Source organism: Paracoccus indicus, from assembly GCF_003056335.1.
Classification (GTDB): domain Bacteria; phylum Pseudomonadota; class Alphaproteobacteria; order Rhodobacterales; family Rhodobacteraceae; genus Paracoccus; species Paracoccus indicus.
The window spans coordinates 1-14557 of the sequence record NZ_PYWA01000011.1 but is presented as its reverse complement, the minus strand read 5'-3'; the positions used below and the strand labels follow the sequence as shown (position 1 = coordinate 14557).

The following is a 14557-nucleotide window of genomic DNA, read 5'->3' as shown; positions in this document are numbered from 1 at the left end:
TGCGGTGCAGCCAGGGAGGAGGAGGGCCGTCACCGCGAACACCGGGGTCTCAGGGAGGAGGAGGAGACCCGGCGTATCTGGTTGCCGCGAACAGGGCGGCTATGTCTGATGCGGCGACCCCAGGGAGGAGGAGGGGGTCGCCGCGAAACGCTGGCCCAGGGAGGAGGAGGGGCCGCGTTTTGGGTGCGGTGCCGGCCAGGGAGGAGGAGGGCCTTCACCGCGAACACCGGGGTCTCAGGGAGGAGGAGGAGACCCGGCGTAAACGTTGCCGCAGATGGGGCGGCTATGATGTTGCGGCGACCTCAGGGAGGAGGAGGAGGTCGCCGCTATCCGCTGGTAACCCGGGGAGGAGGATCGGGTTCCGGCGTAACTTTGGGCGACATCCCCAGGGAGGAGGAGAAAGGGATGTCGCCGGTCCCGACCACAGGGAGGAGGAGGTGGCCGGGAATTCGAATTCTTACTGGGCCGAGCCGTATGCGGCTTCGCGTGCCAGGCGGGTGATCATGGTGCGGTTGATGCCCAGATCGTCCAGATCGCGGGTGGTCAGCGCATTCAGTTCACGCACGGTCTGGCGGTAAACGGCGCGGCGTGCGCGGTTTTCCTGCATACGCTGGATCGCGGTCAGAAAGCGGCCACGAAGACCGGTGTCAACGGCGACGTTCTGTGCTTGGGCGAAAACAGCCATGGTGGGTATCCTTTCGGTTCATCTCGTCTGCCGGACCCGGATTGGTACGGCGTTTCGTTGGGATGAAGATGGACTTTGCGGCGGCATTGCACAACGCACGGTTTGCGAATGCTGCCATGCAGCAAACGCATGACTGTTGCTGACCTATCTGCCGCCTTGCTGATGAAATATCGTCATAAAATTGAAACAGTACATTCGTTAGCGGTCACGCTGCATCCGCAAAATCCCTGCAATTGAAAGCGGTTAGCGGCCGTCGGGGCCGGTTTGTCGCAGGGGGTGTTGAGGTGCCGACTTCTGTGCTTCATGGTGTCCAGCAAACAAGACACAGGTTTTTCACATGCCCGTCACCCGCGAAGCGATCCTTACGGCAATCTCGGATATCCCCCTTCCGCAGGGGGGAACACTGGGCCAGATCGACATTGTCAGGGCCATTTCCATCGATGCGGGGACCGTGCGATTCGTCCTCGAGGTCGAGAATGCCGCCACCGCCAAGGCCTATGAGCCGGTCGAGGCCGAGGCGAGGGCGCGGATCATGGCCATGCCCGATGTCACCGCCGTCCATATCGTCATGACCGCCCCCGCCAAGGCGGCGCCGCCCAAGGCGGTGTCGGGCGATGCGCCCTCGCTGAAGATCGGCGGGCACCCCAAGCCGCAATCGGGCCCGCAGGAGATTCCTGGCGTGAAGAACATCATCGCCATCGGATCTGGCAAGGGCGGCGTCGGCAAATCGACCGTCACATCGAACCTGGCGGTGGCTTTGGCCAAGGCCGGGCGCAAGGTCGGCCTGCTGGATGCCGACATCTATGGTCCCTCGCAGCCGCGCATGATGGGGCTGTCGGGTCGTCCCGCCAGTCCCGACGGCCAGCGGATCGAACCGCTGCACGCGCATGGCGTCACCGTCATGTCCATCGGTCTGATGCTGAAAGAGGGCGAGGCACTGGTCTGGCGTGGTCCGATGCTGATGGGCGCCCTGCAGCAGCTGCTGCAGCAGGTGAACTGGGGCGAACTGGATGTGCTGCTGATCGACCTGCCGCCCGGCACCGGCGATGTGCAGCTTAGCCTGTGCCAGAAAGCGCCGGTCACGGGGGCGATCATCGTCTCGACTCCGCAGGATGTTGCGCTGCTGGATGCGCGCCGCGCCATCGACATGTTCGGCAAGCTGAAGACCCCCGTTCTGGGGCTGATCGAGAACATGTCCTCTTATATATGCCCCAGTTGCGGCCATGAGGCGCATCTGTTCGGGCACGGCGGCGTCGCCTCCGAGGCCGAATCCCTCGGGTTGCCATTCCTTGGTGAATTGCCACTGGAACTGGAGGTGCGCCTTGCGGGTGACAGCGGCCATCCCGTCGCCCTGGGCGAAGGCAAGGTTGCAGATGCCTATGCCCGCCTGGCCGATCGGCTGGTCCAAGGGGGAATCGCCTGAACCCGGCCCGGGAATTCACGGGATACGGGGGAAAATACGGGAGGTCGCGGTCCGCGGCCTCCCTTTTTCGTGAGTGGCCGTGATCGACCGTTAAGATTTCATGAATTTCGTAGCACATCAGGCTTGAACCGCCGTGAACTGTGCCGAACGTGCCGCAGTCGCCCAAAAAATGGCAAGCGGCCAAACGTTCCACATCTAGTGTTGTTTAAATGCAACTATACCACAGGTTGCGGTTGCAAGCGCCGTAAGGTCGATTCGACGCAGGATGTACAGGTTTTTCCGTCGGCGGAATGCCGTCCGGGGCCCAACAATACCGTTGCTTCCCATGAATTCCCATGTCACAACCAGATCACGAAAACGGGCAGTGAAACGGGGCGACAAAGACCCCGCGAAGACGAAGCAGACTTCATGCAGGCAACCGTTTTCCAAACAGACCGGCCCGCGCGTGCGAGCAGCACCAACCCCAAGGTGGCGCGCGACAGGGCTGGCGACCAACCCCGCAAAGGGGCCCGGGTAACGGGAACGAGGGCGGCGGATCGGGCAGTGGCAGCAGCTCGGTCCGCCCTTTCTCTTTCGGATGACCGGAAGGGGCAGGACAGTGAGGGCGGGCGCAAAGGTGGCGCGTAAGTTTAGAGGCACCGAAACCGTCAAGGTTGACAGCAAGGGTCGCATGTCGATTCCCGCGCGCCTCAGACGCGTCTTCGATGCCGGCGACCCGGGCTTCGCATCATCCAATACCGGACGCACCCAGCTGGTCGCCGTCTATGGTCCCGACTGGTGGAACTGGCTGGAACTTTACAGCATCGACGCCATCGAAGAGATCGACGAACAGATCGACCGCCTGACCCGCGGCAGCCAGGAACGCCGCTGGCTGGAGCTGCTGATGAACGGACAATCCACCGACCTCGAGATCGACCGCGAGGGCCGTCTGGTCCTGCCCCTGAAGCTGCGCGAAAAGCTGGGCTTTGCCGAAGGGTCCGAGACGATATTCGAATCGCGTGGCGATTATGTTCAGGTCTATGCGCCGGATTCGCGTCCCAAGGACGTCGAGGCGCTTGAGGAATTCACCGCACAGCACGGGCCGGGCTTCGACCCCCGCGCCTTCCTGCATCAAGCCGAACAGGGGTAAGCCCATGGCCGATCCGCATATCCCCGTTCTTCTGAACCCGCTGCTGCGCGCTGTCGCGCCGGTCGGCGGCGTCTGGCTGGACGGCACCTTTGGCGCGGGCGGCTATGCCCGTGGACTGCTGGCTGCCGGGGCCGAGAGGGTCATCGGCGTCGACCGCGACCCTTCGGTCTTCAAGATGGCCGACGCGTGGCGCGGCGAATACGGCGATCGCCTGAAACTGGTCGAAGGGACGTTCTCGGACATGGACCACCTTGCCGGCGAACAGCTGGACGGGGTGGTTCTGGATCTGGGCGTCAGTTCGATGCAGCTGGATCAGGCCGATCGCGGCTTTTCCTTCATGCGCGACGGTCCGCTGGACATGCGGATGGGGGGCGATGTGCCTTCCGCCGCCGACCTGCTGAACACCGCCGAGGAAAGCGTCATTGCCGACGTCCTTTATCATTATGGCGAGGAACGCGCCTCGCGCAGGATCGCCAAGGCCATCGTCGCCGCGCGTCCGCTGGCCCGCACCGCGCAGCTGGCCGAGGTGGTGGCATCCTGCCTGCCGCGCCCGAAGTTCGGCCAGAGTCATCCCGCCACCCGCAGCTTTCAGGCGATCCGCATTTGGGTGAACGACGAATTCGGACAGCTGGTCGCGGGCCTTTCGGCGGCCGAGCGGGCGCTGAAGCCCGGCGGGCAATTGGCCGTCGTCAGCTTCCATTCGCTGGAGGATCGCATCGTCAAGCGCTTCCTGCAGGCGCGTTCGGATGCGGGTGGGGCGGGGAACCGCTATGCGCCGGTGACGGAACTGGTGACGCCCGCCTTCAAGATGCCCTTCCGCCGCGCCGTCGGTCCCGACCCCGACGAACTGGATGCGAATCCGCGGGCACGCTCGGCGCTGCTGCGGGTGGGCGTGCGCACGGACGCCCCTGCGGGCGATGTCGATGCGCGTTCGCTGGCCATGCCGCGCCTGCCGGGGAAGGGGTCCGCCTGATGCGCTCGATCACCTATTTCGCCGGAATGCTGGTGGTGATGGGTCTGGCCTTCTGGGCCTATCGGGAAAACTATGCCACCCAGGCCTCGATCGGGGAAATGGCGCAGGTCCAGCGCCAGATCGCATCGCTGCGCGAGGAATTGGGCGTCCTGCGTGCCGAATGGGCCTATCTGAACCGCCCCGAACGCCTGCGCCAGCTGGTCGATCTGAACTTCGACCGCCTGCAGCTGGTCCCGGTCGAGATGGGGCAGTTCATCTCGCTCGACAACATCGATTATCCCAAACCGCCTCCTCCGGTCGATCCGCTGGTCGTGCTGGAAGGCGTCGTCAACCCCGAGGTCCAGCCATGATCCGCACTCCATTGCGTCCCTTGGCCCGCATCCTGCGCGCGCGCGAACGGGGCGAAGACCCCGACGACATCGAGGCCGAGAACCGCCGCCTGCGCCACGAGGCCCTGCAGGACCGTGCCCGCCGCCGCGCCGAGGGGCGGCTGATGCTGATGGCGGGGTGCTTCCTTCTTGCCTTCGGGACGGTGGGGGTCCGCATGGGCGCCCTGGCCTCCAGCCAGCCGTCGGAACCCCGCGCGCAGGTGCTGTCCTCGCAGATCATGTCGCAGCGGGCCGATATCACCGATCGGCGCGGACGCATCCTGGCCACCAACCTGCTGACGCATTCGATCTATGCCCACCCCCATCAGATGGTCGATCCCATCGCCGCGGCCGAGGGCCTGGCCCGGATCTTCCCTGATCTGGACGTCGAGCGTCTGAAGAAGGATTTCACCGGCCACCGCAAGTTCATGTGGATCAAGCGCAAGATCAGCCCCGAGCAGATGCAGGCGGTCCATGACATCGGCGAACCCGGCCTGCTGTTCGGCCCGCGCGAGATGCGCATCTATCCCAACGGCGGCGTCGCGGGGCATATCCTTGGCGGGTCCGGTTTCGGCAACGAGGGCGTGAACAGCGCCGAGGTCATCGGCATCGCTGGCGTTGAAAAGGCCTTCGACGCCTGGCTGCGCGATCCAGCCAACTCGGGCGCGCCGCTGTCGCTGTCCATCGACCTGACCCTGCAGCAGGCGATGGAGGAGGTGCTGGCCTCGGGGATGGACGTGATGAACGCAAAGGGTGCGGCGGGCGTCCTGATGGAGGTCTCGACCGGCGAGATCATGGCCATGGCCAGCCTGCCCGATTTCGACCCGAACGACCGACCCCGCCCCCTGCTGACGGGGGACCCCTCGGACAGCCCGCTGTTCAACCGCGTGGTGCAGGGCCAGTACGAGCTGGGATCGACCTTCAAGATCTTCCCGGTGGCGCAGGCGCTGGACCTGGGGCTGATCAACCCCTCGACCGGGATCAGCGGCAAGACGCCGATCCGCATCGGCAAGTTCCGGATCAACGATTTTCACAACTACGGCGACGTCCTCAGCACGACGGACATCATCGTGAAATCCTCGAACGTGGGGACGGTGCGGATCGCGCAGATGATCGGCGTCGAGCGCCAGAAGGACTTCCTGCAGAAACTGGGCCTGTTCGAACCGACCCCGGTTGAGCTGGTCGAGGCGTCGACCGGTCAGCCTCTGGTGCCGCAGCGCTGGCCCGCCGTGACCGCCGCGACCGTCAGCTTCGGTCACGGTCTGGCCGCCAGCCCGCTGCATCTGGCCAGTGCTTATGCCACCATCGCCAACAACGGTCGTCGCGTGACGCCGACGCTGGTGCATGGCCGCAAGCGCCCAGAAGGTGACCAGATCCTGTCGCCCCGTGCCGCCGCCATGGCCGTCGACATGCTGCGACAGGTGGTGACCCGCGGCACTGCGCGTCAGGCCGATGTCCCGGGATACGAGATCGCGGGCAAGACCGGCACCGCCGACAAGCCGCGTCCCAGTGGCGGCTATTACAAGAACAAGGTGATGGCGACCTTCGCCTCGACCTTCCCGGCCAGCGATCCGAAATACGTCCTGATCGTGTCCCTGGACGAACCGAGCGTCGAGACCGCATATGGCAGCGAAAGCCGCACGGCGGGCAATACCACCGTTCCCGTCGCGGCAGAACTGATCCGCCGCATCGGTCCCCTGCTGGGTCTGTCGCCCAAGGGTGACGAAAAACTGCCGACGATCCGCGCCCGGTTCGAACCCCGTGTTGAACCCGAGGAAGCGAGTGGGATAAAGCTCGTCGCAAATCAATGACGGGTGGGACAGTGAGCCAGGACAGAGTGACGCTTGCGCAACTGGGGTTGCGTTCACGCGACGGGCGCGATCCCGTCATCACCGGATTGTCGATCGACAGCCGCACCGTCAAGCCAGGGCATCTGTTTGCGGCGCTGCCCGGTTCGGCGGTACATGGCGGCGAATTCATCCAATACGCCTTGCGCATGGAAGCCGCCGCCATCCTGACCGACCGCGAAGGTGCGCGCATCGCGGCCGATCTGCTGGCCGATTGGGACGGTGCGCTGGTCGTGGCCGAAGACCCGCGTGCGGCCCTGGCCAGCGCCGCGTCGCTGTGGTTCCGCTGGCAGCCCGATCATATGGTCGCCGTCACCGGCACCTCGGGCAAGACCAGCGTTGCCAGCTTTACCCGCCAGATCTGGCAACGCTTGGGCCACAGCGCGATCAGCCTTGGCACCATGGGGGTCGAGGGCGACTATAACGCCAAGCTGGCCCATACCACGCCCGATCCCCTGACGCTGCACCGCGTTCTGGCCGAGGCCACGCGCGAAGGCGTCACCCATGCCGCGATGGAGGCATCCAGCCATGGCCTGGACCAGCGCCGTCTGGACGGGGTGCGCGTGCAGGCCGGGGCCTTCACCAACTTCAGTCAGGATCATCTGGATTACCACGCGGGCTTCGACGAATATTTCGCGGCCAAGGCGCTGCTGTTCAACCACATCCTGCAAGATGGCGCCTCGGCGGTCATCAATATCGACAGCCCGCGCGGACGGCAGATGCTGGACATCGCGCAGGATCGCGGGCTGGCGGTGACGACGGTCGGCACCCATGCCGATGCGATGCTGCGGATCCTGGGCCAGCGCTATGATGCGACGGGACAGGACCTGCGGTTTTCGGTCATGGGGCGGACGCATATGGTACGGCTTGGCCTGATCGGCGGGTTCCAGGCCGAAAACGTGCTGGCGGCCATGGGGCTGTGTCTTGCCTCGGGTGACAGCGCGGATGCGATCATCGCAACCTTGCCGCATCTGGCGACGGTGCGCGGGCGGATGCAGCTGGCAGCGCAGCGCGAAAACGGCGCGGCGGTCTTTGTCGATTACGCCCATAAGCCAGGCGCGCTGATCGCGGCGCTGCAATCGCTGCGTCCGCATGTCATGGGACGCATCATCGTCGTGATGGGCGCAGGCGGCGACCGCGACACCGGCAAGCGTCCCCTGATGGGGCAGGCCGCGCGGGACCATGCCGATGTGGTGATCGTCACCGACGACAACCCACGCTCCGAGGATCCGGCACTGATCCGCGCCGCCGTGATGGAAGGCGCAGGCCCCGAGGCCACGCAGATCGGCGACCGGGCCGAGGCGATCCTGCGCGGCGTCGATGCGCTGCAGCCGGGCGATGCGCTGCTGATCGCGGGCAAGGGGCATGAGACCGGCCAGATCATCGGCAACGACGTCTATCCCTTCGACGACGCCGAACAGGCCTCGGTCGCGGTGGCGGCATTGGATGGCCGGATATGAGCCTCTGGACAGCGGCAGAAGCCGCCGCCGCCACGGGCGGGCAGGCACAGGGCGATTGGGCCGTGGATGGCGTGTCGATCGACACGCGCACCATCGCCAAGGGCGATCTTTTCGTGGCCCTGCAGGCCGCGCGCGACGGGCATGACTTCGTGGCGCAGGCGCTGCAGAAGGGTGCCGGGGCCGCGATGGTCACCCATGTCCCCGAAGGCGTGGCGCCCGATGCGCCGCTGCTGATCGTGCCCGACGTTCTGGCCGCGCTGGAGGATCTGGGTCGCGCCGGTCGTGCGCGCACGCAGGCCAAGGTGGTCGCGATCACGGGTTCGGTGGGCAAGACCTCGACCAAGGATATGGCGCGGGTGGCCTTGGCAGGGCAGGGCGCAGTGCATGCCGCCGAGGCCAGCTACAACAACCATTGGGGCGTGCCGCTGACCTTGGCGCGCATGCCCGCCGATACCGATTTCGCCATCATCGAGATCGGGATGAGCAATCCCGGTGAGATCGCCCCCCTGTCGCGCATGGCGCGTCCGCATGTGGCGATGATCACCACCGTCGCGCCTGCGCATCTGCAGGCCTTCGGCGCCATCGAGGGGATCGCCCGCGAAAAGGGCTCGATCTTCCAAGGGCTTCAGCCAATCGGTACCGCCGTGATCCCCGAGGACCTGCCCGTTACGCAGATCCTGCGCGATTGCGCCGATGAGGCGGGCGCGATTCTGGTCGGCTTCGGCGAACACGGTGCCGCCAAGCTGATGCGCGCGCAGGTCAAGGACGGCCGTCTGGACTGTCACGCCCGCATTCAGGGCGAGACGGTGATCTTCGCCCTGCCGACGACCGGCAAGCATTTCGCCATGAACGCGGCCGGCGTCCTGGCCGCGCTGGCTGCGGCAGGGGCCGACCTCAAGGCGGCGGCCAAGGCCATCTGCGACTGGCAGCCCCCGAAAGGGCGCGGCGCGGTCGAGGAGCTGGGCGGCATCCGCCTGATCGACGATGCCTTCAACGCCAATCCCGCATCGCTTGCGGCGGGTCTGGCCACGCTGGCGGGCCTGCCCGGGGACCGGCGCGTCGCCATTCTGGGCGACATGCTGGAACTGGGCGACGATGAAATTGCAATGCACCGCGCCGTGGCCGATGATCCGGCGATGGGTCAGGTCGATCTGGTCCATTCCGCGGGTCCGCTGATGCGGCACCTGCATGACACGCTGCCCCCGGCCAAACGCGGTCTTTGGGCGGAAAACGCAACTGACCTTGCTGCCGAACTGCCGCATCTGGTGCAAGCCGGGGATGTGGTGCTGGTCAAGGGATCGAAATCCTCGCGGATCTCGACGGTGGTCGACGCCATGCGCGCGCGTGCCGCCCAAGAAAAGGAATAATGCCATGCTCTACTGGCTCAGCAACCTGTCCGAGGGGGGGGATTTCTTCAACCTCTTCCGCTATATCACCTTCCGCGCGGGGGCCGCGTTCTTTACCGCGCTGATCTTCGGCTTCATCTTCGGAAAGCCCCTGATCAGCTATCTTCGCCGCGTCCAGAAAAAGGGCCAGCCGATCCGTGACGATGGTCCCGAAAGCCATCTGTCGAAGGCCGGCACCCCCACCATGGGCGGCCTGCTGATCCTGTCGGCGCTGATGTTCACCACGCTGCTTTGGGCGCGGCTGGACAACGGCTATGTCTGGATCGTGCTGCTGGTGACGGCGGGCTTTGCCGGGATCGGATTTGCAGATGATTATGCCAAGGTCTCGAAGCACAACACCAAGGGCGTCAGTTCGCGCGTGCGGATGGGGTTGGGCCTGCTGATTGCGGCGCTGGCCGCCGCTGCCGCCAGCTGGCTGCATCCGGCCGAGCTGTCGAACCAGTTGGCCCTGCCGATCTTCAAGGACGTGCTGATCAACCTGTCGTTCCTGTTCATCCCCTTCGCGATGATCGTGATCGTCGGTTCGGCCAATGCGGTGAACCTGACGGACGGGTTGGACGGTCTTGCCATCATGCCGGTGATGATCGCGGCGGGCACGCTTGGGGTGATCGCCTATACGGTCGGTCGCGTCGATTTCACCGATTATCTTGGCGTCCACCACGTCCCCGGCTCGGGCGAGATCCTGATCTTCGTTGCTGCCCTGATCGGTGGGGGCTTGGGTTTCCTGTGGTACAACGCCCCCCCGGCGGCCGTCTTCATGGGTGACACGGGCAGTCTTGCCCTGGGCGGCGCTCTTGGCGCCATCGCCGTCGTCACCAAGCACGAGATCGTCCTGGCCATCGTCGGCGGCCTTTTCGTCGTCGAGGCGCTGAGCGTCATCATCCAGGTTCTGTATTTCAAGAAGACCGGCAAGCGCGTTTTCCTGATGGCCCCCATCCACCACCACTTCGAAAAGAAGGGCTGGGGCGAGGCACAGATCGTCATCCGCTTCTGGATCATCTCATTGATCCTTGCGCTGATAGGTCTGGCGACGCTTAAGCTTCGCTAGGTTTCGACAATTCCCGGCACAGGTAAGACAGCATGATTCCCGTTGAAGACGTAGAAGGCCAGACCATCGCGGTTCTGGGGCTGGGCCGGTCCGGCAAGGCGACGGCTGCGGCCTTGGCTGCGGGCGGGGCGCAAGTCATCGCATGGGACGATGGCGTCGACACGCGGCAGGCCGCGCAGGATGCCGGGCTGCGGATTGTCGATCTGACGCGGGACGAGGGATGGCACGGGGTGACGGCGCTGATCGTCAGCCCGGGGATCCCGCACCTCTATCCCGCGCCGCATCCGGTGATCGAGAAGGCCTATCGTCTCGGCGTGCCGGTGGACAATGACATCGGTCTGTTCTTCCGCAGCTATGCCACTGCCGATTGGGACGGTTTCGACCGTGCACCGCGCGTGATCGCGGTGACCGGATCGAATGGCAAATCGACGACGACGGCGCTGATCCATCATATCCTGCAGGAATGCGGACGGCCCACGCAGATGGGTGGCAACATCGGCACCGGCGTCCTGTCGCTGGAGCCTGCCACCGATGGCGAGGTTGTCGTGCTGGAGCTGTCCAGCTATCAGACCGATCTGGCGCGCGCGTTGACGCCGGATGTGGCGGTCTTCACCAACCTATCGCCGGACCATCTGGACCGGCACAGCGGTCACGGCGGCTATTTCGCGGCAAAGCGTCGGCTGTTCGCCGAAGGCGGCCCGGATCGCGCCGTGATCGGCGTCGATGAACCCGAGGGGCTCTATCTGGCCGGTCAGATGGCGATGGGACCTGCGGACGATCGGGTGATCCGCATCTCCTCGGGGCAGAAGCTCGAGCGGGGGGCCTGGTCGGTCTTTGCCCGCAAGGGGTTCCTGTCGGAATACCGCAAGGGACGCCAGGCGGCCTCGATCGACCTGCGGGCCATTCAGGGGCTGCCGGGTGCGCATAACCACCAGAACGCCTGCGCGGCCTATGCTGCCTGTCGTGCCGTGGGTCTTGCGCCGCGCCAGATCGAGGCGGCACTGCACAGCTTCAGCGGTCTGCCCCACCGCAGTCAGACCGTCGCCGAGATCGATGGCGTGCGTTATGTGAACGACAGCAAGGCCACGAATGTCGATGCGGCCGCCAAGGCGTTGCAGGCCTTCAAGCAGATCCGCTGGATCGCCGGAGGCTTGGGCAAGGAGGGCGGCATCGCCGCGCTGGCACCTCATCTGCAGAATGTCGCCAAGGCCTATCTGATTGGCCATTCGGCCCGCGATTTTGCCTTGGAAATCGGCAAGACCCCGCATGAGATTTGCGAGACGATGGCGCAGGCCGTGGCCCGTGCCGCAGCCGAGGCCCAGCCCGGCGACACCGTTCTGCTGGCCCCGGCGGCTGCCAGTTTCGACCAATATCCGAACTTTGAAAAGCGCGGAGAGGATTTCGTCCAACTGGTCCTGTCGCTGCAGGACGCGTGACGCCTAGCTCCATGCGGGAGGGCGCTTTTCCAGAAACGCCCGCATGCCCTCGATGGTGTCGGGCAGCATGACATTGTCACACATGGTCTGCCCGGCGCCCTGATAGGCCACGTCCAGCGGCTGGTTCATCTGCCGATGAAAGGCCGCCTTTCCAAGCCGGATGGCGGCGGGCAGCTTGGCGGCGACACTTTCGGCCAGTTGCAGGGTTGCCGCCTCCAGATCATCGGGCGGGGCGGTGCGGTTGATCAGCCCCAGTTCACGGGCGCGGGCCGCGTCGATGAAATCGCCGGTCGTCAGCATCTCGAAGGCGGCCTTGGGCGGTATGGCGCGGGTCAGGGCCACCATCGGCGTGGTGCAGAACAGCCCGAGCGATACGCCGTTCACACCGAAGCGCGCGGTGTCGGCCGCGACCGCCATGTCGCAGGATGCCACAAGCTGACAGCCCGCCGCCGTGGCGATGCCCTGAACCTGCGCGATGACGGGCTGGGGCAGGGTGGGGATCAGCTGCATCAGCGTGGCGCAGCGGTCGAACAGGTGGCGCATCCGTTCGGCCCCGTCATCGGCCTCTGTGCCCTCGACCATTTGGCGCAGATCGTGACCGGCCGAAAATGCCTTGCCCTGCGCCGCCAGGATCACGACGCGGATATCGTCCTGCCCGGCGATGCAGGTCAGGGCGTCGATCAGATCCTCGATCATCTGCAGGGACAGGGCGTTGTAGCGGGCAGGGTCGTTCAGCGTCAGCCGGGCGATATGCCCGGATCGGCTGCTGGTCAGCAACTGGTCCATCTTGCGCTCTCCTCTCTATTGACGAAAGCCTAGGGAGGAAATCGCAAGGGGGGAAGCATGACCATCGTCATGGATGCGGCGGCATTGAACGCGTTTCTGGAAAGCGACTTTCCGCAGGTGGCCGGGCAATATGTCATCGACGACGTGACGCCCGGTGGGGTTTTGGCGCGGCTGAGGGTCGGGGACGGGCATCTGCGTCCGGGCGGAACGGTCAGCGGGCCGTCGATGTTCGCGTTGGCGGATCTGGCGGTCTATTGCGCGATCCTGTCGCGGATCGGTCCGGTCGGGTTGGCGGTGACGACGAATGCCTCGATCGACTTCATGCGCAAGCCTGCGGCGGGGGTGGATCTGCTGGCCGATTGCCGCATCCTGAAGCTGGGGCGGGTGCTGGCCGTGGCCGATGTGCTGATCCGGTCGGACGGTACGGATGCACCGGTCGCGCGCTGTTCGATGACCTATTCGATTCCGCCCGAACGCCCGTAAAATCAGGGCGTGCATTGGGGTATATTGATACCTATATTTCAAGACATTGTTTTTGAATGAATTATCGGCGCGCATCGGGCTTGACGCAGGGGGCGCAATCTTCGATACACCCCCATCTCGAATGATTACGACCCTGAAGGGACGACAGATGAAAACCTTTACCGCAAAACCGGCGGATATCGAGAAGAAGTGGATCCTGATCGACGCCGAAGGCGTCGTTCTGGGCCGTCTTGCTACGATCGTCGCCAACCGCCTGCGGGGCAAGCACAAGCCCAGCTACACGCCGCACATGGACATGGGCGACAATGTCATCATCATCAACGCCGACAAGGTGCAGATGACCGGCAAGAAGCGTGACGACAAGAAATACTTCTGGCACACCGGCCACCCGGGCGGCATCAAGCACCGCACGGCACGCCAGATCCTGGAAGGCGCGCACCCCGAGCGCGTGGTGATCAAGGCAGTCGAGCGCATGATCAGCCGCAACAAGCTGGGCAAGCAGCAGATGACCCATCTGCGCGTCTATGCCGGCGCCGAGCATGGTCACGAAGCACAGCAGCCCGAAGTTCTGGACGTCAAGGTCCTGAACCCCAAAAACACCCGGAGCGCATGAGCATGGCCGAAGACATCAAAACCTTGGACGACCTGAAGTCGGCCGTCACCGGCACCTCGGCTGATGCAGCCACCGCCGTTGTCCACGAAGCGCAGATCGACGATCTGGGCCGTTCCTATGCAACCGGCAAGCGCAAGGACGCCGTCGCACGCGTTTGGGTCAAGCCCGGTTCGGGCAAGGTCACCGTGAACGGTAAGGACATCAACGCCTATTTCGCGCGTCCCGTTCTGCAGATGATCCTGCGCCAGCCCTTCGACGTGGCCGGCGTTGCCGACCAGTACGACGTGACCGCAACCGTCAAGGGCGGTGGTCTGTCGGGCCAGGCGGGTGCGGTCAAGCACGGCATCAGCCAGGCGCTGCAACTGCACCAGCCCGGCCTGCGCGCCGCGCTGAAGGCAGCTGGCTTCCTGACCCGCGACAGCCGCGTGGTCGAGCGTAAGAAGTACGGCCGCGCGAAAGCACGCCGCAGCTTCCAGTTCTCGAAGCGCTGATCTTTCACTGCTTCATGTCGATTTGCGAAGGCGCGGCCCGTTTGGGTCGCGCCTTTTGCGTTGTGGCGGACGCCGATTCCCTTTCCTCTGCGCCGAGTAGGGCGGGCAGGGCATTTTAAGGCCGCCTCGCGATGCGCTATTTGCCGGGGTTTTGGACAGAATTCAGAAAAAATGCATGTGAGGTGAATTTTGTTGTTGCGTCTCTGGTTCGGTCTGTCTAAACACCGCTTCACCGAAGGCGGGAACGCTGGAGGGGCCGGGAAGGCGGCGCTGGAAGGCGCAGTTGACCGGGACGAAATTCTGGTTCGGATTGTCTGGAGCGGGCGTCGATTGATTGGCGCTTCTCTGGTGATTTTGTTCCTCTGCTTTTTGACATTGATAGTTTATCTGAAGAGATATGTGGGCGGTC

The 14557-nt window shown here is 64.8% G+C and carries 15 protein-coding genes; 13 read left to right on the top strand and 2 right to left on the bottom strand.

Annotated features, from left to right (window positions below; translation table 11 throughout):
• Positions 1-457: 457 nt before the first annotated feature.
• Positions 458-685: a DUF1127 domain-containing protein gene (locus DDE75_RS15695; RefSeq protein WP_083554500.1), complete on the bottom strand. Its 228-nt coding sequence runs from the start codon at positions 683-685 to the stop codon at positions 458-460.
• Positions 686-1022: 337 nt separating this feature from the next.
• Here DDE75_RS15695 and DDE75_RS15690 point away from each other — a divergent pair, with 337 nt between their 5' ends.
• The 9 genes from DDE75_RS15690 to murD all read left to right on the top strand — a co-directional run bounded on the left by DDE75_RS15690 (position 1023) and on the right by murD (position 11775).
• Positions 1023-2108, top strand: coding sequence for an Mrp/NBP35 family ATP-binding protein (locus DDE75_RS15690; protein WP_108503332.1), 1086 nt, complete (start codon positions 1023-1025; stop codon positions 2106-2108).
• A gap of 577 nt (positions 2109-2685) precedes the next feature.
• Positions 2686-3237: a division/cell wall cluster transcriptional repressor MraZ gene (locus DDE75_RS15685; RefSeq protein WP_108503331.1), complete on the top strand. Its 552-nt coding sequence runs from the start codon at positions 2686-2688 to the stop codon at positions 3235-3237.
• A gap of 4 nt (positions 3238-3241) precedes the next feature.
• Entirely contained in the window at positions 3242-4210 is a 969-nt protein-coding gene (gene rsmH, locus DDE75_RS15680; RefSeq protein WP_108503330.1) for a 16S rRNA (cytosine(1402)-N(4))-methyltransferase RsmH, read from the top strand.
• Complete coding sequence (gene ftsL, locus DDE75_RS15675; protein WP_108503329.1) at positions 4210-4560, top strand: cell division protein FtsL; 351 nt, start codon at positions 4210-4212, stop codon at positions 4558-4560. Before rsmH ends, ftsL begins: the two co-directional genes overlap by 1 nt.
• A complete protein-coding gene (locus DDE75_RS15670; RefSeq protein WP_108503328.1) occupies positions 4557-6389 on the top strand; it encodes a peptidoglycan D,D-transpeptidase FtsI family protein in 1833 nt (610 codons plus the stop codon). The genes ftsL and DDE75_RS15670 overlap by 4 nt, the downstream gene beginning before the upstream one ends.
• Positions 6386-7885 carry a UDP-N-acetylmuramoyl-L-alanyl-D-glutamate--2,6-diaminopimelate ligase gene (locus DDE75_RS15665; RefSeq protein ID WP_170310964.1) on the top strand — a complete coding sequence of 500 codons (1500 nt, stop codon included), beginning with the start codon at positions 6386-6388 and terminating at the stop codon, positions 7883-7885. Before DDE75_RS15670 ends, DDE75_RS15665 begins: the two co-directional genes overlap by 4 nt.
• Entirely contained in the window at positions 7882-9252 is a 1371-nt protein-coding gene (locus tag DDE75_RS15660; protein WP_108503326.1) for a UDP-N-acetylmuramoyl-tripeptide--D-alanyl-D-alanine ligase, read from the top strand. Before DDE75_RS15665 ends, DDE75_RS15660 begins: the two co-directional genes overlap by 4 nt.
• Positions 9253-9256: 4 nt before the next feature.
• Entirely contained in the window at positions 9257-10339 is a 1083-nt protein-coding gene (mraY, locus tag DDE75_RS15655; RefSeq protein ID WP_108503325.1) for a phospho-N-acetylmuramoyl-pentapeptide-transferase, read from the top strand.
• A 32-nt stretch (positions 10340-10371) separates the two neighbouring features.
• Entirely contained in the window at positions 10372-11775 is a 1404-nt protein-coding gene (gene murD, locus DDE75_RS15650; protein WP_108503324.1) for a UDP-N-acetylmuramoyl-L-alanine--D-glutamate ligase, read from the top strand.
• Positions 11776-11778: 3 nt separating this feature from the next.
• Here the strand turns inward: murD and DDE75_RS15645 are convergent, their stop codons facing one another.
• Positions 11779-12561, bottom strand: a complete 783-nt coding sequence (locus tag DDE75_RS15645) for an enoyl-CoA hydratase (protein ID WP_108503323.1) — start codon at positions 12559-12561, stop codon at positions 11779-11781.
• A gap of 57 nt (positions 12562-12618) precedes the next feature.
• Between DDE75_RS15645 and DDE75_RS15640 the strand changes: the two genes are divergently transcribed.
• The 4 genes from DDE75_RS15640 to DDE75_RS17545 all read left to right on the top strand — a co-directional run.
• A complete protein-coding gene (locus DDE75_RS15640; RefSeq protein ID WP_108503322.1) occupies positions 12619-13044 on the top strand; it encodes a PaaI family thioesterase in 426 nt (141 codons plus the stop codon).
• A gap of 148 nt (positions 13045-13192) precedes the next feature.
• Entirely contained in the window at positions 13193-13657 is a 465-nt protein-coding gene (gene rplM, locus DDE75_RS15635) for a 50S ribosomal protein L13 (protein ID WP_072298516.1), read from the top strand.
• Positions 13658-13659: 2 nt separating this feature from the next.
• Complete coding sequence (gene rpsI / locus DDE75_RS15630; RefSeq protein ID WP_108503321.1) at positions 13660-14148, top strand: 30S ribosomal protein S9; 489 nt, start codon at positions 13660-13662, stop codon at positions 14146-14148.
• A 195-nt stretch (positions 14149-14343) separates the two neighbouring features.
• Positions 14344-14557 (top strand): hypothetical protein (locus DDE75_RS17545; protein ID WP_211659368.1); only part of this gene is annotated, 214 nt, incomplete at its 3' end.

Bases quoted from the DNA above. Each gene is read 5' to 3' on its own strand.
- DDE75_RS15660 (WP_108503326.1), top strand. From the start codon at position 7,882: ATGAGCCTCTGGACAGCGGCAGAAGCCGCCGCCGCCACGGGCGGGCAG.
- rplM (WP_072298516.1), top strand. From the start codon at position 13,193: ATGAAAACCTTTACCGCAAAACCGGCGGATATCGAGAAGAAGTGGATC.
- DDE75_RS15645 (WP_108503323.1), bottom strand. From the start codon at position 12,561: ATGGACCAGTTGCTGACCAGCAGCCGATCCGGGCATATCGCCCGGCTG.
- DDE75_RS15685 (WP_108503331.1), top strand. From the start codon at position 2,686: ATGACCGGAAGGGGCAGGACAGTGAGGGCGGGCGCAAAGGTGGCGCGT.
- rsmH (WP_108503330.1), top strand. From the start codon at position 3,242: ATGGCCGATCCGCATATCCCCGTTCTTCTGAACCCGCTGCTGCGCGCT.
- rpsI (WP_108503321.1), top strand. From the start codon at position 13,660: ATGGCCGAAGACATCAAAACCTTGGACGACCTGAAGTCGGCCGTCACC.
- DDE75_RS15670 (WP_108503328.1), top strand. From the start codon at position 4,557: ATGATCCGCACTCCATTGCGTCCCTTGGCCCGCATCCTGCGCGCGCGC.
- mraY (WP_108503325.1), top strand. From the start codon at position 9,257: ATGCTCTACTGGCTCAGCAACCTGTCCGAGGGGGGGGATTTCTTCAAC.
- ftsL (WP_108503329.1), top strand. From the start codon at position 4,210: ATGCGCTCGATCACCTATTTCGCCGGAATGCTGGTGGTGATGGGTCTG.
- DDE75_RS15690 (WP_108503332.1), top strand. From the start codon at position 1,023: ATGCCCGTCACCCGCGAAGCGATCCTTACGGCAATCTCGGATATCCCC.
- DDE75_RS15665 (WP_170310964.1), top strand. From the start codon at position 6,386: ATGACGGGTGGGACAGTGAGCCAGGACAGAGTGACGCTTGCGCAACTG.
- DDE75_RS15695 (WP_083554500.1), bottom strand. From the start codon at position 685: ATGGCTGTTTTCGCCCAAGCACAGAACGTCGCCGTTGACACCGGTCTT.
- DDE75_RS15640 (WP_108503322.1), top strand. From the start codon at position 12,619: ATGACCATCGTCATGGATGCGGCGGCATTGAACGCGTTTCTGGAAAGC.
- murD (WP_108503324.1), top strand. From the start codon at position 10,372: ATGATTCCCGTTGAAGACGTAGAAGGCCAGACCATCGCGGTTCTGGGG.